16 protein-coding genes and 2 pseudogenes are annotated in these 17,981 nt (G+C 67.7%); 8 read left to right on the forward strand and 10 right to left on the reverse strand.

The annotated features are described in order from the left end of the window. Positions 1–15: 15 nt before the first annotated feature. From ACIQM4_RS28010 to ACIQM4_RS28035, 6 genes and pseudogenes are all read right to left on the reverse strand, one after another. On the reverse strand, positions 16–975 hold the full coding sequence (locus ACIQM4_RS28010) for an NAD-dependent epimerase/dehydratase family protein (RefSeq protein WP_401597066.1): 960 nt from the start codon (positions 973–975) through the stop codon (positions 16–18). 466 nt (positions 976–1,441) lie between these two features. After that, positions 1,442–2,212: a transposase family protein gene (locus tag ACIQM4_RS28015; RefSeq protein WP_401597069.1), complete on the reverse strand. Its 771-nt coding sequence runs from the start codon at positions 2,210–2,212 to the stop codon at positions 1,442–1,444. A gap of 101 nt (positions 2,213–2,313) precedes the next feature. Next, positions 2,314–2,448, reverse strand: a pseudogene (locus tag ACIQM4_RS28020) (transposase); the annotation flags it as partial. A gap of 17 nt (positions 2,449–2,465) precedes the next feature. Continuing rightward, positions 2,466–2,799, reverse strand: a pseudogene (locus ACIQM4_RS28025) (transposase family protein); the annotation flags it as partial. A 144-nt stretch (positions 2,800–2,943) separates the two neighbouring features. After that, the gene (locus ACIQM4_RS28030) at positions 2,944–4,158 is read right to left on the reverse strand and encodes a glycosyltransferase (RefSeq protein ID WP_401597071.1); all 1,215 of its coding nucleotides are present in this window, start codon (positions 4,156–4,158) and stop codon (positions 2,944–2,946) included. Beyond that, positions 4,155–4,955, reverse strand: coding sequence for a MerR family transcriptional regulator (locus ACIQM4_RS28035; protein WP_401597073.1), 801 nt, complete (start codon positions 4,953–4,955; stop codon positions 4,155–4,157). Before ACIQM4_RS28035 ends, ACIQM4_RS28030 begins: the two co-directional genes overlap by 4 nt. Before the next feature lie 552 nt (positions 4,956–5,507). Between ACIQM4_RS28035 and ACIQM4_RS28040 the strand changes: the two genes are divergently transcribed. Then, entirely contained in the window at positions 5,508–5,888 is a 381-nt protein-coding gene (locus ACIQM4_RS28040) for a hypothetical protein (protein WP_401597076.1), read from the forward strand. Positions 5,889–6,351: 463 nt separating this feature from the next. Here ACIQM4_RS28040 and ACIQM4_RS28045 read toward each other — a convergent pair whose 3' ends face one another. Then, positions 6,352–7,647 carry an amidohydrolase family protein gene (locus tag ACIQM4_RS28045; RefSeq protein ID WP_401597079.1) on the reverse strand — a complete coding sequence of 432 codons (1,296 nt, stop codon included), beginning with the start codon at positions 7,645–7,647 and terminating at the stop codon, positions 6,352–6,354. A 79-nt stretch (positions 7,648–7,726) separates the two neighbouring features. Here ACIQM4_RS28045 and ACIQM4_RS28050 point away from each other — a divergent pair, with 79 nt between their 5' ends. Beyond that, positions 7,727–8,197: a MarR family winged helix-turn-helix transcriptional regulator gene (locus ACIQM4_RS28050; RefSeq protein WP_401597082.1), complete on the forward strand. Its 471-nt coding sequence runs from the start codon at positions 7,727–7,729 to the stop codon at positions 8,195–8,197. 120 nt (positions 8,198–8,317) lie between these two features. Here the strand turns inward: ACIQM4_RS28050 and ACIQM4_RS28055 are convergent, their stop codons facing one another. Further along, entirely contained in the window at positions 8,318–8,794 is a 477-nt protein-coding gene (locus ACIQM4_RS28055) for a MarR family winged helix-turn-helix transcriptional regulator (protein WP_401597085.1), read from the reverse strand. Between the two features lie 125 nt (positions 8,795–8,919). On the opposite strand from ACIQM4_RS28055, the gene ACIQM4_RS28060 reads away from it, so the two are divergent. Together ACIQM4_RS28060 and ACIQM4_RS28065 are read left to right on the forward strand one after the other, a co-directional pair. Next, on the forward strand, positions 8,920–10,149 hold the full coding sequence (locus tag ACIQM4_RS28060; RefSeq protein ID WP_401597088.1) for an amidohydrolase family protein: 1,230 nt from the start codon (positions 8,920–8,922) through the stop codon (positions 10,147–10,149). Between the two features lie 840 nt (positions 10,150–10,989). Continuing rightward, a complete protein-coding gene (locus tag ACIQM4_RS28065; protein WP_401597091.1) occupies positions 10,990–12,222 on the forward strand; it encodes a PP2C family protein-serine/threonine phosphatase in 1,233 nt (410 codons plus the stop codon). 90 nt (positions 12,223–12,312) lie between these two features. Here ACIQM4_RS28065 and ACIQM4_RS28070 read toward each other — a convergent pair whose 3' ends face one another. Continuing rightward, positions 12,313–12,603, reverse strand: coding sequence for a MerR family transcriptional regulator (locus tag ACIQM4_RS28070; protein WP_401597479.1), 291 nt, complete (start codon positions 12,601–12,603; stop codon positions 12,313–12,315). A 1,038-nt stretch (positions 12,604–13,641) separates the two neighbouring features. On the opposite strand from ACIQM4_RS28070, the gene ACIQM4_RS28075 reads away from it, so the two are divergent. The 4 genes from ACIQM4_RS28075 (at position 13,642) to ACIQM4_RS28090 (ending at position 16,467) form a co-directional block, all read left to right on the forward strand. Further along, positions 13,642–14,151, forward strand: coding sequence for an ATP-binding protein (locus tag ACIQM4_RS28075; protein ID WP_401597482.1), 510 nt, complete (start codon positions 13,642–13,644; stop codon positions 14,149–14,151). 99 nt (positions 14,152–14,250) lie between these two features. After that, complete coding sequence (locus tag ACIQM4_RS28080) at positions 14,251–14,634, forward strand: SpoIIE family protein phosphatase (protein WP_401597094.1); 384 nt, start codon at positions 14,251–14,253, stop codon at positions 14,632–14,634. Between the two features lie 251 nt (positions 14,635–14,885). Next, positions 14,886–16,007, forward strand: a complete 1,122-nt coding sequence (locus tag ACIQM4_RS28085; protein WP_401597096.1) for a Rieske 2Fe-2S domain-containing protein — start codon at positions 14,886–14,888, stop codon at positions 16,005–16,007. Positions 16,008–16,023: 16 nt separating this feature from the next. Then, positions 16,024–16,467: an SRPBCC family protein gene (locus tag ACIQM4_RS28090; protein WP_401597099.1), complete on the forward strand. Its 444-nt coding sequence runs from the start codon at positions 16,024–16,026 to the stop codon at positions 16,465–16,467. A gap of 426 nt (positions 16,468–16,893) precedes the next feature. Here the strand turns inward: ACIQM4_RS28090 and ACIQM4_RS28095 are convergent, their stop codons facing one another. Beyond that, on the reverse strand, positions 16,894–17,370 hold the full coding sequence (locus tag ACIQM4_RS28095; protein WP_401597102.1) for a terpene synthase family protein: 477 nt from the start codon (positions 17,368–17,370) through the stop codon (positions 16,894–16,896). Positions 17,371–17,981: the final 611 nt, after the last annotated feature.

Below are 17,981 nucleotides of genomic sequence, written 5' to 3' on the forward strand. Positions count from 1 at the left end.
GCGCACGTGTGGGTTTCAGCCCTTGGCCTGGGCGGCGAGGAAGCCCCGGTACCACTCCAGGGTCTCCGTCAGGGTCGTCTCGATCGCGGTGGGCTCGATGCCGAACTTCTGCTGGATAGCGGTGGAGTCCATGGTCTGCGGCTCGGTGTGCTGGTAGAACAGCTCGGCGTAGGAGTTCATGAACGTCTCGTCGAACGGACCGAACGGGCGGGGCTCGTCCATCGCGACGCTCTCCAGCGGGTGGCCCACCAGGCCGCCCAGCACGCCGAAGATCTCCCGGGTCGTACGGGCGGGGGCGGTGGGCAGGTGCCACACGCGGCCGTCGCCTTCCGGGTTCTCGCCGAGGGTGGCCAGGCCCCGGGCCACGTCCAGGATGCTGGTGTAGCTGTGCTTGAGGTCGATGTCGCCGAGCGCCAGGACCTCGCCGCCCATGAGCGCGGCAGGGAAGACCGCCCCGCCCAGTGTGGAGTTCAGCACCCGGGGGCCCACGAAGTCCGCCGAGCGTCCCAGGACGACCCTCGCGCGGCCCTCCTTGTGCGCGGTGAGGTAGTTCTCGTCCAGCGTGGCACGCATCTTGCCCTTGGCCGTCGTCGCCCGCCACGGGGTGTCCTCCGTCATGGCCTCGCCGTGCGTCTCGCCGTAGGGGTACAGCGTGTCCAGGACGACCAGACGCGCGCCGGTCCGCTCCACAGCGCCCAGGACCGCCTCCTGAATGCCCGGCATGACGTCGACCTGCAGGTGGTAGGCGACATTGACGCAGTGGTACACCACGTCCGCCCCCTCGATCGCCGCGAGCGCCCCCTCCAGCGTGCCGACGTCCCCCGCGACTCGCTCGATGCCCTCCAGCGGCTCACCGGAACCGCCGCGGTCCACGAGCCGGACCGAGTGCCCACGCCGCGCGAGCTCCAGCGCGACGGAGGTGCCCGCAGGGCCGGCCCCCAGAACAGTGTGAAGTGAACCCGGTGCTGCAGCCATGATCCAGCCCTTTCGAGACGGCGACGGAACACATTCGCCTTACTGGCGAACACTTACGTTATACACCGTAACTCGTGCTTCGAAGTGTCGCAATCCTACGCAGCCGCCGTTCGAAGGCGCACAGTGCACGTACGTCGCGAACTGGACGGCGGTCAAGATGCGGTGGCAGCTGGCGGTCGACGCCGACGAGGCGAACGCACTCGCACAGACCGCGGTGACCTGCCCCAACACCCCCATCAAGGTCACCCTCGCCCGATAGGCGCCGGCACCCGGTTGGAGCGGTGTGTGAAAACCGCGGGGTCCGGCCCGGCGTCCCGGGCCGGGCCCCGCGAGTCGTACGGTCGCCCTCGCCGGAGAAGATGCCCGGGCCTTGCGAGACTGCCGGCTCGGGGTCCGGGGGCACGACTAAAAGTTGTTGCACAAGGGTGGGTGCGGGCAGGCCGGTGGGCGGCTCTGGCCTGCGGATTCATCCGGCGAGGGCAAGGTTGTGCATGGTGGCGACGGCCTGGACGGCGTGGTGGAGGCCGGGTCCTTTCTGGCGGCAGTCGCGGAGGATCTTCCAGTTCTTCATCCGGGCGAAGGTGTGCTCGACCCGGGCCCGGACCTTGCGGTGTGCGGCGTTGTCCTCCTCCTGGCCGCGCAGCAGCGGGCGGTTGGCCCGTTTGCGGTGCGGGACCACCAGGCCGGTGCCCCAGTACGCGCCGTCTGCCAACACCGTGACGCCCGCACTTTTCGCGGGCAGGTCGGACTCGCGCCAGGCGTGGGCGTCGGCCTTGTTGCCCGGCACCGGGCGGGCGGTAGCAATCACCAGGCGGGTGTCGGCGTCGATGATGACCTGCACGTTCGCCGAGAACCGGTAGTTGCGCGACGAGGCGCCCACGCCCCGGTCGCGGACCGGGATTAAGGTGCCGTCCACGATCCACAGCCGGTCGGTGTCGGTGAGTGGCCGCGGGGCCGGCTCCAGCGCCAGCAGCGGGCGCAGCCGGTGAATGACCCGGCAGACGGTCGCCGGGCAGACCCCGAAGAGCGGAGCGAGCTGGCGCATCGTGAGGTTGGTCCGGTAATAGACGGCCACCAACAGCACCCGCTCGGCCAACGGCAGGGCCCACGGCCGGCCTCCGCCGGGACCGTTGCCACCACGTTCACGCACCACCTTCACCAGCTTCACGAACCGGTCCATCCGCAGCCCGGTGAAGGTCTCCACCCACAACGTCTCAGCCCGCAACACCCCACGCATACAAGGGAGATGCCCACCACAAGAGCTTGTGCAACAACTTTTAGGGCTTGTCCCGCTTTGATCTCGGGCGAGTGGGGGCCCGTTGTGGCGAGGCGGCCGATCTATCTGGAGAGGTTGAGGTTGTGCAGGCGGGCGACGCCGAGCATGGCGTGGTGGACGCCGTTGCCCTTGAGGTGACAGTCGCGGAGGATCTTCCAGGTCTTCATGCGGGCGAAGACGTGCTCGACACGAGGTCGGCCAGGATGGGGATTAGCCCGTCACCGACGCGGTCGCACTCGGCGAGAGTGCCGTCCAGCAGGACGAAGTCCGGGTCGGCTTCACGCAGTGTCTTGAGCAGGCCCGGAGCGCGCTCGGCTAGCAGATCGGTGACCGCGGTGGTGTAGGCGTGGACGGTGGACTCGCTGATCCCGAAACCTGCGGCGATCTGTGCCAACGTGATGTGCTCACGTAAGTACATGAGCACCAACATCGCGCGTTCAGACGGTCGCAGCTTGCAGCGCCGGTCTCCCTCGCGGGTGACGATGAGCATGGTGACCCACTCCACGAGCGCATGCGGGCACGTCGAGTGCGGCAGGATTGATGACCAACGAGGCCTCCAGGGCCGCTTGGTTGAGACGTCAGACAACTCCATCAACAACCTGGGGGCCTCGCCTGTTACGTGCCCTCAGCCGTCACCCGATCGGTGCCCAGACTGAAGAAGCGCAGTGACCAGGACGAGGAACGGATTGGCGTCAACCATCGGTCAGCTGTCGGATGGCCTTGAGGGCCTGACCAGCTCCGTTCTCGGTCACCAGATGTTGCGCCGCTTTTGCGGCGGCTCGACTGTGTGCCTGCTGCTTCACTACTTGGTGAAGTGAGTCGGCAAGCCGTTCGGCGGTGAGGGATCGGAAGGGGATTGGGTCGGTGGCGGCGCCTATGGCGGCAAGTCGCCCTGCCCAGAACGGCTGGTCCGCTGTCACCGGTACGGTGACCGCGGGCACTCCAGCGCGCAAGGCGGCGGCCGAGGTGCCGGCCCCGCCATGGTGGACCACCGCGGCCAGCCGTGGGAACAGCAAGGCGTGCGGTACGTCCCCGATGGTGAGCACGTCGTCCCCGTCGGCGGCGAGCCCGGCGCTGCCGGCTTGGAGGATGCCGCGCAGCCCGGCGCGGCGCAGGGCTTGCACAGCGATCTCGCTCAACCGTTCCCCGTCGCCGGACGCCATGCTGCCGAAGCCGATGAGGACGGGTCGGGGTCCGGCACGCAGGAAGTCCTCCAGCTCAGTAGGCAGCCGTTCGGCCGCGTCGTGACGGGGCCACCAGTTGCCCACGACCTCCAGGCCGGAGCGCCAGTCGGAGGGGCGAGGCACCAGGGCCGTGCTGAAGCCGTGCAAGATGGGCCAATTCGCCTGTTCCTGTCGTTGACGCATCTCGCAGGGTGAGGCCGGGGGGAGCTGGAGGCGGTGGCGCAGCTTTGCGACAGCCTGTTCGTAGACGCGGTCGGCCATCCGCAGCGCGAAGCGTCCGGTTGCTCGGTTGGCGAGACGGCCCAGTGAGCGGGAGCCTGTGACGACGGGCGGGAAGTCGCTGGTCGGTGCGGTGGGTTGGAGGTACACGCCGAGGCTCGGTGTGCCCGTGGCCTCGGTGAGGTGCCAGCCGAGCGGTGCCGTGGTGGTCGACAGCAGGAGCAGGTCCGCACCATCGTCCATCACGTCGGCGAAGCCCTGACCGAGTTCGGTAATGAACGCGGCAGCGGTGCGCATAAGTTCACGTTTCCCTGTGACGCCGCCACGCACCCGTGTGTCGGCGGGGAGGCTGCGAAATTTCAGCCCTGCATCGCGTACGAGGGGTGCGAAGGTGTCTGTGGTGGCGAGGGCAACGTCGTATCCGGCCCGGCACAGTTCGGCGCCCAGACCCGTGTAGGGCGCGACGTCGCCGCGCGATCCGGCCGCGGCGATCAGGATCCTCATTGATTCTCCTCGGAATCGGTACGGCCACCTGCGTGGCGGGCCGCGTTGGCGTGAACCGCCTTGCGCGTGTAAGCGGCCAGGCCCGGGCGTTGCTGCGACGGCGGTATGACCAGAGCGAATGCGCGGGGATCGGCGACGAAGTCGTCCGCGATGCGCCGGTGCATGTCGGGCGGGCAGGAGGTGAACCATCGTGAGATGTGCAAGCGGTGCTCCTCGGCAAGGTCCACGGCCCGCTCACCGTTGCTCAGCTCCCCCTCGTCGAAGGCCGCGAGTAGCTCCGCGCGCCAGGCGGCAGCCTCGCCCATGAGCTGACGCCAATCCTCTTTGGTGTGAGCAGCCGCGCGCGCCATCGCCTCGCGCTGTCCCTCCGAGTGCGCCCACTTCAGTTCTGCCTCGGTGGCATAGCTCAGGTCGAAGGTGATTTCACCGAAGACCTCGAAGCGTTCCTGAGGAGTCAGGGACACCCCGGCCTTCTGGACCTCTATCGCCCGTTCCGCCACCTCGGCCAGCCGCTGCAGCCTGGCGATCTCCTCACTCAGCTGCCGCTGCCGGGCCCGGAGCCGTTCCAAGGGGTCTACCTGCGGATCCTTGAAGATTGCGGTGATCTCGTCGAGGGGGAAGCCGAGCTCACGGTAAAAGAGGATCTGCTGGAGACGGACCAGGTCAGCCTCACTGTAGAGCCGGTATCCGGCATGGCTGCGGTCACTGGGCGAGAGTAGCCCCGCCTTGTCGTAATGATGCAGTGTCCGCACCGTCACCCCGGCGAAGGCCGAGACCTGCCCCACGGAGTAACTCATCCACCTGCCCTTTCGTCGGTACACAGCCTCAAGCCTGACGTAAGGGGAGTGTCAACTCGCGCTCGCTGCGCCTCGGGGTTGAAGACGGGGAATGCTCACCGGTCCGCGAGCTACGGCCCATTGAGCTTTGAGGGAGGCCACCGCGCTGCGGTGTCCCGGCAAGAGGCAAGGATCCGGTGCGGCAGCTGGATGGTTGAGGGAGGGTGCACGCCAGAGTCGAGGGCACCCTGATGCCATCAGTACGGCGGGCACGCCGCCCCCGCCTTTGTGGAGAACGACATGAAGCCCTGCCCTGCCCTGCCCTGCCCTGCCCTGCCCTGCCCAGAAGAAACAGGTCGAGGTGGGGGCTGGGTGCGGCAGCCCAGGGATGCGAAGGTTGCCGGACCTAAGCAGTGAAGTGCGGCACGACCGAAGCGGATGATGCCCACGTCGTGGTTGCTGCTCCCGAAAGGAGCGGCGGTCTGCGTCCATTCATTGAGTTCGGCAGATCGGGTGTTGCACCGCTGCCTTCTCTGGCAACAGCGGGCACTGCCCGGCAAGGAGGCCGCTTTCGTGCTGGCTTCCGTTGGCGTGGGATGGCTGTGGTTGCTGGCCGCAGCTGCCCTCGTGCTGCTCTGTTCCGCCATGGCCATCTGGGTGCCCACCCGTAGGTTCCGTCTGGTGAACCCGTTCATCTGGATCGCGTACGGTGCTGGCCTTGGCATCACTGGGTGGGCACAGGGCTGGCCCCCGGCCACCACCCTCGTGTACTACTCGTTCTCCTTGATCGGGCTCACGATCGGGTTGTTCCCCTCCCGCAAGTTGTTCACGGCCTCTGCCCGTGAGAACGAGGGCGCAGCAGCAACCGTCATCCCGCGCCAGCATGTTGTATTCAGCGTTGTTGTCGTGATCCTCATGGTGGTAGCCGCGACCGCGCTGCTGCCGGTTCAGTAGCCGTTTCCGCCCGTACTACTGCCTCACCGACGCACTCGGCTCCGTGCTGGCCATGGCCGACGAAACCGGCACTGAGGTGAACAAGTACCGGGTGCGCCCCGGTGCAGGCCGTGAGTGGGGAGAGGCTTCTCAGGCACTCTCCTTGGTCCCGCTTCGGCGGAACAGACGCGCGGTGCGGGCGCAACGGGTGCGCGCCGGCCGCCTGCCTGTGTGCTCCGTCGTGGTGCACGTTCACTTGTACGTCATCAACCTCTACCGGCGGGTGAACCTCCTGGCCGTTTCCGGCACTTGGGGCACCGTCCTACGCTACGCAGATCACGCCCCACCGTGATCTGCGAAGGACGAACACCATGCGCCTGCCCCTCCCTCTGGCCCGCGAAGCCGGCCGCGGTCGCGGCCAGGGCCAGAGGGGTAGTTCATACCCCGAGCGGCAATGACATCCGCCGCGGTCCGCGTCTGCGGATCAAGCACCGGGCAGGCTTCGGTTCCAGAGCGGCTCTCCACGGCGCAGCGTCCCGACGTGGTGGGAGCGGTCGACAAGGTGGGCGATGTCGGCGAGCGGGTCGGCGTCAAGGAGGACGGCGTCAGCGACCGCGTTCTCGGTGATCGTCCCGGCCGTCGCGTCCTGGCCGATCTTCTCGGCCGCGTGTCGGGTGCCGGCTGTCAGTACGCCCGACATCGGCACACCCGCCCTGGCGAGCAGTTGCAACTCCCGCACCAGGGCCATCGGCGGCGAGGGCATCAACAGGGCGACGTCACTTCCGGCGGCGATCTTCACTCCGGCGTCGTGCATAACCCCGAGCGTCTCCATCGCGTAGTCGAACCGGGCGCGGGAGCCCTCCGCGGAGTGGCGGGGAAACGGCCGCCCGTAAATCGGCCGGGCGGTGATCTGCGGGATGTCGGCGTCGGTGATGATGCCGTCATCGGCCAGCTCGCGGAGGTAGCCCTCCTCGCCGTTGCGCGCGAGCTGCTCCCAGGTGACCAGCGTCGGACAGTAGTAGGTGTTCGTCTGCGCCAACATCGCCGCCACGTCGAGTGCCTCCGCACTGCTTCGGGCGTCGTCGGGCAGGAACGCGTGCTCGATGCCGTCCGCACCGGCCTCCACGGCCTCCTCCAGCTCGGAGCGGTGGTGGATGTGCGCAAGTACCTTCTTCCCCTTGTCGTGCGCGGCCGCCACGATGGCCTTCAGTGCGTCGAAGGGCAGCTTGTCGGGTGCGCCGGGCTCTCCGTCGTAGATGCACTTGATGAAGTCGACCTTGTCGGCCAGCTCCAGGGCCTGGCGGTAGGCGTCGTCGGCGTTGTCGATCTGGTAGCCGAGGGAGGCGCGCTCCACGCTGTCCAATACCGGCCAGCCCTTGATCCCGGTGAAGACCGGACCCGCGAAGAACAGCTCGGCCGTCGGGCGGGAGATCTTCTCGCGGTGGTCGCGCGCCTGGATCTCGAGGTCGAGCGGGCCGCCGAGGTTGACGACGCTGGTCACCCCAACGGCCAGGAAGTCCTCCAGCAGCTGCGTGATGTGCCCGACGCGCTCGTGCTCGGGCTTGCTGAGGGCAGGACCGCTCAGGTGGGTGTGGCTCTCCCACAGGCCCGGGATCAGGTGGCCGCCACGCCCGTCGATCACGGGGCCGTCGCCGTCCGCCCGCACTCCTGATGTAGCGCGGCGGACGGCGCTGAACCGTCCGTCGGTCACGACCACCTCCGCACCGGTGATCGGGGCGGCTCCGGTGCCGTCGATGACGGTGACATTGCGAATGATCATTTGCTGCCTCTCAGAGCGGATACAAAAACCGTATAGGACCCTATGCAATTTTTCCATAGGGTCCTATACGCTTACGGATATGAAGCACCCTCCCACCCACGCCACGCCTGCCGCCTCGATCAACATCGCCTCGCGCGTGCTGGCCCGGCTGAACGACCGCCGGCTACGGCCGTTGGGCCTGGCCTTCGGGCAGGTCCCCGTCCTCGCCGCACTCGGCCAGGCGGAAGCGCTCCCGCAGAAGGAGCTCGTGAAGCTGGCCAGGATCGAGCAGCCATCGATGGCGCAACTGCTCGCCCGCATGGAACGTGACGGCCTGGTCCTGCGCACGCCGTCCGAACAGGACCGACGGGTCAGCATGGTCTCCCTGACCGCGACCGGAAGGGCGGCGCTCCCCCGGGTGCGGTCGGCACTGTTCGAGACCAACAGCCGTGCGCTGAGGGGCTTCAGCGAGCAAGAGGTCGACGCCCTGCAGGGCCTGTTGGACAGACTGCTCGCGAACCTGGAGGCAGACCTCGCCGGTGACACGGGAGAGGACGACGGGGACGCCTGACCTCATCCCCCGCTCTCGTTGCCGCAGGCTCGGGCGGGACCGTCACGGCGGGCCGCGCGGAGGTGACGGTGCCCACGGCTGGACCTGAGGGGGGACTCCCGCAGGCCCGTCCGTCGCCGGTCAGGGTGCAGTGCGGGTACCGAGCTCGGCGGCGGCGTGGGCGTATTCGACGAGCAGCCTGGCGAATTCGAGGCGTTTGGCCTGTGGCCAGTCGCGGGTGATGTGCTCGAAGGCCTGGCGGTGCTGGCTGCTGAAGCGGTCGCGCAGGGCGGCGCCGGCAGGGGTGAGGAGGAGCACGGTGCGGCGGCCGTCGCGCTGGGAGGCGGCTCGGACGAGAAGTCCTGCGTCGATGCAGTCACTCACCATCCGGCTGGCCACGGAGGAGTCGACGGTGAGCTGGTAGGCGATGCCGCCGACGGTCATCTCACCGTCGGCCTCGTCGACGATGTTGATGACCTGATTGCGGGCCAAGTCCTTGCGCGTGACGGGTGGATCGACGTCCACCAGGGCAGTGCGGCGGCGCATGCGGGCGAACGCGGCGCCGACCGCGTCCAGCAGTGCGTCGTCCTGGGTCTCGTCTCCTCTGGTCACACCCAACAGCGTAGCTCCAGATCGCTGCGAAATACAATTACGTGCAACAATGCACACATCTGCATTTCGCAGAGGACTGGTGGGGCCGGAAACCGGCGACCGCTCCGGAACGACAACGACAGGAAACAGCCATGCGCACAACGGCCATCGTCAACGCACGCGTCTTCGACGGCGACCGGACACTTCAGGCGACTACCGTCGTCCTCGACGACACCGGGATCCTCGCGGTCGGCGGGCTGGCACCCGCGGGAGCAGAGATCGTGGACGCGCAGGGCGGAACGCTGCTGCCAGGCCTGGTCGACGCCCACGTGCACACCAATGCGGAGTCCCTCGCGCTGGCATTGCGGTTCGGGGTGACGACCGAGCTGGAGATGCAGGGGACGAACACCGCCGACAACCGTGCGCACATCACCGGCAACGATGCCGTGGCGGACGTGCGCTCCTCCGGGTTCGGCATCACCCCGCCCGGCGGCCACCCCAGCGAGCTGTTCCCCGAGGGTTTCCGCCCCGGCCCACCGCCGGGTACGGCCCGGCCCGCCGGGCCGGCGCCGCTGATGCCGTTCTCGACCACCCCCAAGCAGGCCGTCGGGTTCATTCCGCAGCTGATCGAACGCGGCTCGGACTACATCAAGTTCATGGTCGACGACGGCTCGGTCGAAGGCCACCCCGGCCTGCCGATGCTCGACCGGGCCACCCTTAACGCAGGGGTAGCCGAGGCCAAACGGCTCGGCATGCTCACCGTCGCCCACACACTGACGATCGACGCCACCCGCATGGCGATCGAGGCCGGCATCGACGGTTTGGTCCACTTGTTCATGGACGGCCCGCACACCGACGAGATCATCACGCTGATCCGGGACTCGGGCGCCTTCGTCGTGCCCTGCGTCGTGCTGGACGCCTCGATGATGGGCATCAGCGGTGACGAGCTGGCCGACGACCCGCGGGTGGCGTCCCGGCTGGACGAGGCCTGGACGAAGACGCTGCGCAGCAGCTTCAACCACTACCCGCAGGGGAAGATCACCGACGTGCTGGGGTCCGTGCGCGCGCTGCACGACGCCGGTGTCGACATCCTGGCCGGTACCGATGTGTCCATGGCGATGCCGTTCCTGGGCGGACTCGCCCACGGCGCCAGCGTCCACCACGAGCTTCAGTACCTCGTACGGGCCGGTCTCACCCCCGTACAGGCCCTGCGCGCGGCCACCTCCACCACCGCCCGGCGCTTCGGCCTGACCGACCGCGGCCGTATCGCCGAAGGCCTGCGCGCCGACCTGCTCCTGGTCGACGGCGACCCCACCACCACCATCAGCGACACCCTCAACACCCGGGCCGTATGGCGCCGCGGCGCCCGGCTCGATGGCTGACCCCGAAGTGCCCTCGGGCGACACCGATCCCGTCACGAGCGCAGTCTCCTGACGAAAGCCCCTGTCTGCCCTGTTTCACCCACGGAATCTGCTACCTCGACGTAGTGACCATCGACAGCAACCACCGGGTAGAACCAAATGGTGGAGAAGTCCGGCCACCGGACCTTGCGTGTCGCTCTTGCAGCGGAACACCAGGACCGGGACCAACCGCACGAACTCCTGCACGCAAACTCGTCGAAGCCGCTCTGCCTCACGAGTGGTTTCAGGGCACACGGGACCTCTCTGTCCCTCATCGCCTTCAGCGTCGCCGAAGGCCGGATCACCACCATCCACACCCTCGTCAACCCCGAAACTCGCCTCGATCCGTCTGCCCAACGAGGCCTGAGCCAGCACGTCCGGGTCGTACCGGGCCCGGCAGACCTCCGGGCTCCGACCCTTCATCAGGTCGACGGCCCGGCCCCATCCCAACCACGGGCCCGGTGGGCGCGGCGCGGGCCTCCTCGGTCAACGGCCCAGCCACGGCTGCGGCCGAACACCAGCTCATCCTCGACCCGCTCGCGGACCCGCTGTCGGCCCTCGCAGGTGGGCGTGCGAGGCCGGCTCCCACGCGTGGGAGCGAAGAAATCCAGGTCGTGGGGAACGGTGATCCCACGGCGCTGCACAACACGCCGCGGATTCGTCCGGGTAGGTGAGGGCTCCTATGCTTTCCCTTTCCTACCCTGGGACGGAGCCCCCCATCAGCAGCGGCCAGCAAGAAGAGCCCGTGACGGCGACGGGGCCCGACATGAACGTGGGTCGCGCCGTGCAGGCAGTGAGCGCGGGGGCAGCACTGGCACGGCGTTGACGCTGGCAGGAGCGCTGGCTGCGGCCGAGAGCGCGGCGCCGGTGGAATCGCTCGATGTGGTCGCGCGCATGCTCCGAGAGCATCTCGGGGCGGCATCGGTGTCGTTTCTGATCACCGACTTCACCGGCAGTTCCGTTGTGCGGCTCGGGGCTGCGGGCAGCGTCGAAACCGGTGAGCCGGTTCGGCGCATCCGCCTGGCGGGCACCGTGTACGACGACGTGATCCGCACTCAGCGGCCGAGCGTGGTGGAACTCAGGCAGGGCCAGGGGGTGTGGGTCGTCGCCCCGGTGACCAACCGCGGGGACGCCATCGGGCTCCTGGAGCTGTCCCTGCCCGAGGCCCCTTCCGAGAACGTGATGCGGGAGATCGGCGAGGCCGCGCACGCCCTCGCCTACATCGTCATCGCGAACCGGTCCTTCACCGACGTCTACCAGTGGGGGCGCCGTACCTCCCCGCTGACCCTGGCAGCGGAGATCCAGCACCGGCTGCTCCCGGCGTCACTGGCGTGCGAGGCCGCGCAGTTCGCCGTCGCCGGGTCGCTGGAGCCGGCCGACCACGTCGGGGGCGACACCTTCGACTACGTCATCGACCGGAACACCGTGCAGCTCTCCGTCACCGATGCCATGGGGCACGACGTCGACGCAGCACTGCTGGCCACGCTTCTGGTCGGGGCGCTGCGCCGGGCCCGGCGGGCCGGTGCCGACCTCGCCGAACAGGCCCGCCAGGCCGACGAGGCCGTGCGCAAGCACGGCCGTCAGAGCTACGTGAGCGGTCAGCTCCTGCGCATCAGTCTGATCGACGGCACGAGCGAGTTCATCAACGCCGGACACCCCTGGCCCCTGTTGATGCGCGACGGCGAGGTCCGGGAGGTCACCCCGCAGGTCGACCTGCCGTTCGGCCTCGACGTCACCCACTCCTACCGGGTGCAGTCGCTGGACCTGCGAGCGGGTGACCGGCTCGTGATGCTCACCGACGGCATGCTGGAGTGCCACGCGGACCGCCTCGACCTCGCGGGCCTGATCATCCGTACCCGTGCACTGCACCCCCGGGAAGCCGCCCGCACCCTGATCGCGGCCGTCGTCGACGTCAACGGGGGTCACCTCCAGGACGACGCGACCGTCATGTGCCTCGACTGGCACGGCATCGGCGACTCCCGCCGGGACGCCGACACCGGCGCCAACCTCACCAACGCCTCCGCCGCCACGAAACCCACCGAACGCGGACAATGAGAAGCAACGCTCCTCGGGCGGCCGTGGCAGGGTGAAACGGGCGTGGCCTGCGCCCTCCTGGCTCTCCCGCTCCGGCCCCCGGCCGGTCGTTCAGGCCGCGGTCGTCTCACCAAGAGTGTCGTCGGGGCCGGTGATGCGGAGGTACTCCGTGTTGATCCGCTGCGCCTCGTCGAGCTGATCCTCAAGGGTCACGATCCGGCAGGCGGCCTCAAGAGGGGTGCCCTGGTCGACGAGCTCACGGGCACGCGCGGCGATACGCAACTGGCAGCGGGAGTAGCGGCGGTGGCCGCCTGCGGAGCGCAGCGGGGTGATCAGGCGGGTCTCACCCAGGGCGCGCAGGAAGTTCTGGGTGACGCCGATCATCTCGGCGGCGCGGCCCATGGTGTAGGCGGGGTAGTCCTCGTCCTTGAATCTGTCGTGCACGGTCGTCTCTGCTGTCACTGCCACCTCTTCGGGGCTCGGGGTATGTCGGAGGGGCCCGGTGCCATGTGGCACCGGGCCCCGAAGGAACTGCTACACCATCTGCCGGCCCTGGTACTGCACCGGCCCTCTGTTTCCGCCTGTCCGACCGTGTGACGGTCGGGGTTGCGGGGATCGCGGCTGCTTGACCTCAGACCACCTCAATTTCTCGATGTCCTGCGGTACCCGGACTCAACGCACACACGTCCGGGCGATCCTGATGATGCGTGCACTCCTCCGTTCATCCCTCTGGGATCACTCAACTGAACTGCTGGTACTGCGCACTGCGGGTGATGCGGTGTTGCGTACTGCTCGCGGCCTGGAAAAGCACCGCGCCGGTGACCTGGGCAAGCGTCACCTCATCTCCGGCAGCCAGCCCCGTCGCCCGTCCTGCGTCTGCTCTGGCTCAGAACCCCACTGCCGGACTTCCTGGTGCGCGCGCCCGCAGTCGGCGCCTTCACCAGGGGTACTGCACTTGCACTGCTGGGTACTGCACCTGCGGGTACTGCTCCCGCGTGCACCGCGGGCTCTACCGGGTGGTGGCCCCTGATCACTGCGGGCCACCGGGTCCGGTGGTCAGTTCCGTCGCCATCTGCCACTGACCGGCTTCGCAACTCCACCACCGCACCGTCATGCGTACTTCAACTGCGGTACTGCTGCCCGGCAGTTCGTCTCTGCCAGGCCCTGCTGTCTCTCTGGGCTACGAGAGAAACCATAACCACACCCAACCCACAATGTCTACTGCCGTGAGGAGAGATTTCCGCTTGTCCGGAAGGGAGGCAAACTGTGCCCGTCTCCATTGGTGCCCTGAGCCTGGCAACCACCTCCTGAGGTACCCGGTGGCAGGGTGAACGCCGGAGTCGAGGGCACCCTGATGCCATCAGTACGGCGGGCGGGCATACGAGGACGTGGCGTGGGTTCCGTGACGATTTCACCGCCGCCCCCGGGGCCGCCTCCCGGCTGGCCCGGCGGGTCGGGCTCAGTGAGCACCGCGCCGGAGAAGTCCGTGCGGCGCTCGCCGAAGCCGCCTCGAACCTGCAGAAGCACGCCGTCGACGGGGCGCTCCTGCTGCGCATCGTGCGGACCGCCGAACATGCCGGCGTCGAGTTCCTCGCCGTCGACCGCGGACCGGGCATCGCGGACACCGCCGCCTCGATGCGCGACGGCCTCTCGACCACCGGAACCTTTGGCATAGGCCGGAGAATGATCGCCCGGCTCGCCGATACCTTTGACCTCCACACCGCTCCCGGGCACGGAACAGTGCTGATGGCACAGTTCTGGCCACGGACCGTTCCCGGCCGGCCCGCAGCACCGGACGGCGTTGACGCGCAGCCGGCGGGCGGCGGAGTAACCCGGCCCATCGGCACAGAGCGTGAATGCGGGGACGGATGGCAGCCCGCTGGGACGACGCCGGACCCACCACCCGGACGGCAGCATCCTCGACGGACGAAGGACGGGCGCTGCTGGTGATGCTGTGCGACGGTCTCGGTCACGGGTCCCTGGCACGCAAGGCAAGTCAGGCCGCTGCACGCCTTGCGGACGGGTGGCGGCCGCACGCCCGAGGAGATCGTGCAGGAGATCCACCAGGCCCTGCGCGACACGAGGGGTGCCGCGGTGGCCGTGGCGCGTATCGAACCCGACATGCACCGGGTGCTGTTCTGCGGGGTCGGCAACAAGAGTGCCGCGATCGCGACCGCCACCACCAAGAACAGCCTGCTTTCCATGCCCGGGACCGCCGGACACAAGATGTACAGGCTGCGCACCTTCACCTACCCGCTGCCGCCCGGCAGCGCCCTGGTCCTCCACTCCGACGGCATCTCCACACGGTGGACCTCCGACACTCTTCCCGCACTCCTGCGCCACTCCCCCACGGTGATCGCCGCACACCTCCTGCACAGCGCAGGCAAATACCACGACGACGCCTCAGTCACCGTGGCCAGGGGCCTGTGGTGAAAACACCGGCGCCGGCTTCTGGCAGTTAACTTCTCCTTGGTCCAGTTCCGCACGCCTCGCCAACACGCCGCCTGGGCGCCCTCTTGAGATGGGAATAAATTGCACCAGAGTGCCGAAAGCTCGATACCGAGTACCGAGGTACTCGTGGATACAGGGTTTTAGTGCACCCCGGGAGGGAATTTCTAGCCTATGCAACAAGAAGGGTGCGAAAATTCACCCTTCGATCCTGCGGGCTGAGGTGAGGAGTCATTGTGTGGGTTCCTGTTCTGAAGTCAGAGGATCTCGGGAAGACTCCCGAGCGCGTATTCTACTGGGGATCACCCGTGGCTGTTTTCCGTGATGCCAACGGACAGGTCCGCGCATTAGAGGATAAGTGCAGTCACCGTGGTATCCCGTTGTCGCGTGGAACCGTAAAAGGCGACACCCTGCGATGCGACTTCCATCACTTCCGGTTCGACGGTGCGGGCCGTTGTGTCGACATCCCCAAAGAGTTCGGAGCGAATGAGGAGTTCAAGGCCCGTTGCACTGTTCGCAGTTACTACACGCGGGAAGTACTCGGACTCGTCTGGATATCTGTTGAGAATGACCCGGACGCACCCTTCCCCGTCGATCAGCGCCATCTGGAGGGTGGCGACTTCTACGCATGCGGACAATTCAAGGTAGAAGGTGATATCCGGATCTGGATGGACCATTTCCTAGACATCCCCCACTGCCTCTGGACGCACGCGGAGACCGCCTACTGGGGAAATCCTGAGCAGGCGGCAGAACTTGAGTCGATGAATATCCGCATCACCCCGCAAAGTCTTTTCCCGGTTACCGGAGCCGTCGACATGGTCTTCCGGGCCGAGAAGCAGCGGCCTGTCTCGTACGACTGGAAGATGGGGCTGATGTCCGCAACGTCCTTGGCGCTGCGCAAGGCACGCAAGCCTTTCGGCCGGAAGGATCCGTTCCATCTGGAGGTGGTGGCCGACCTGGCGACTCCCGTGTGCCAAGTGAGCCATATCTCGCTGGGGGCACTGGGGGTCAAGGTCACCGGCTGGACCTCCATCAACCCCACGGGCGGCGGGGAGCTGGACTACTTCTGGGGAGCCGCCGTGCAGGCCGAGAAGCGAGGGATCGGCCGGCGGAAATTCCTCAGGAAGACAGTCGCAGATTTCGCGGAACAGCACCTCGGCGTCGAAGACGGACTGCTCCTGGCGGAGGCCGTCCATCTGGAGGACGACGAACTGAAGGAGACGAGGTTCGAGCCGACAGTCATGGCCATGCGAGGAATGTTCGCCCAGTACCAGAGCGAAAAGGCCCATCTCTACCCGGAGAACTCCCTCATGCGCAGTCTTCGGTACGGGTCCCCTCCGGGTGCTGCAGAAATCTGACCGGGAGGAATCTGACATGCCGGAACGCAAGGTGTACGCCCAGAAACTCCTGCAAGCCCCCGCACCCCGCATCTTCGACGTACTCGCCGACCCGAGGAATCATGCTCGCCTCAGCGGCGACGGGTCGGTGAGGGACGCACACCCCGGAAATCCGGAGCGACTGTCCCACGGGGCGGTCTTCCGCATGCGTGTCCACATGGTGATCCCCTACTGGATCACCAACGAGGTGGTCCATTTCGAGGAGAACCACGCGATCGCCTGGAAACACTACGCCGGGCACACCTGGCGGTGGACACTCGACCCTCGTGGCCCGGAAAGCTGCCTGGTTACCGAGACGTTCGACTACTCCACCACCCTGACCCCCAACCTCTTCGCGGCCGCCCGCGTACCCCAAAGGAACCTCCGGAACATCGAAAAGACGCTGACCAAGCTCGCGAAATGGACGGAAGAAGCGCGGTAGATCCGCGGTCGACGCCGACGCACGCGATGCCGTCCGGCAGAACGGCATCGGCGAAGGAGGTGAACTCGACCTCGCGGGACAGGTCGAAGCGGTCGATGGCCTTGATCAGGGCAGACCGGCTCCAGCTGCTCCGCCCGCGCGTCCGTGCCACCCCTCGCCGGCCCGGCAGGTCAGAGATCAGGACGGTGGCTCTGTCCGCGTGGACGGGCGCGTGCCGGGCGGAACCTCCAGCAGGTACTGGACTGCCGCCGCCGGTCGGCGCGCGCGAGGATCGGCCCGAGCGGCACACCATGATCCACCAGAGGTTCGTACGCGCCACGAGCACCCGTGGGGACGGCCTCGTCGTGGTGGCGCGGGCGGCCGCTCAGCGGACGGTGTCGGCATCCGGCCGGGTGGTGGCCGACCGACATGGTGTCTGCGTCCGGCTCAGGTGAGCTGGTCCCACCACCATGCGATGGCGGGGTGGGGTGGTGGGGTCAGGTCGTCGGGGTCCCACAGGACGGGGGTGTCCGTCGTGGAGATGGTCGGGGCGGTGATGCGTTGCGGTGGCCGTCCCTCGGCAGCGGGGAGTTGGAGGTAGCGGGTGCTGGTGGCGGTGAAGTTGATGGTGGAGGGGAGCCAGTAGGGGAGTTCGGACGCGTAGCGGGCGACGGCTGGGCGGGGGTCGTCGAGGAGTTGCCTCTGGAGGCGTTGCATGAGGCAGATGGTGCGCTCGTAGAGTTCCCAGACGTGGGCGAGTGCTTCGACGGGGTTCAGGTGTTCCTGGTGGGCGACGGTGCCGACGATGTTGAGTGCGGCCTGGCCCTGGAGTTTCTCCTTGGCGAGGCTGACGAGGTCGTTGATGATGATGCAGGGCCAACATGCTCGGATGGACGTACACCGGATGGTCCCCCCGCCGCGCACCCCCCACACGGGGCGCGCGACCGGCGCTCGTTGTGCGTCCCGGCCGCCCAACACGCACTGGCACTACCCCTGCACCACTCCACAAACACACGCTGGCGACACCGTCAACCGACCCGGTTCCGAGACCCGAAGGCCAGCAGAATCACCGGAAGCACTTCCTCAGGACGACCCCATGATCGGTTCCCCGTAGATCTGCGGTGTCTCATGAGACACCGCGAAGTCCGGAGAACGTCGGCCACCGGCTGGTCCTTTCCGTACGGCGGACAGCGTGATCTGCCAGGCACGGTCCGGCCGGATCGTCACCCTCCCCCGCCTTCGGGGACCTTGCCGTGGAGGCTCCATGTTCTCTGGGGGTCGGAGGCTGTCGCGGGGACGACCAGTTCGGGCGATGCAGCTCAGCGACGCTGGAAGGAAGCCTTGCCATTGCAACACCTGTGGTCATCGCCCTGGCGAGTGAACTCTGAGCCACGCGTGCTCAGCGCCGGTCGTGGTTTGGGACCTGCGGGGGGGGGCGCCCGGATCAGGACAACGTTTCCGGGCAGCACGTCGAGGTGACCCAGCCTCTGAGCAGTCCTGCGCTGTCTGCGTGGTGCGCGGACAGGTATGGCGAT

This window comes from Streptomyces sp. NPDC091272 (assembly GCF_044757485.1).
Lineage (GTDB): Bacteria > Actinomycetota > Actinomycetes > Streptomycetales > Streptomycetaceae > Streptomyces.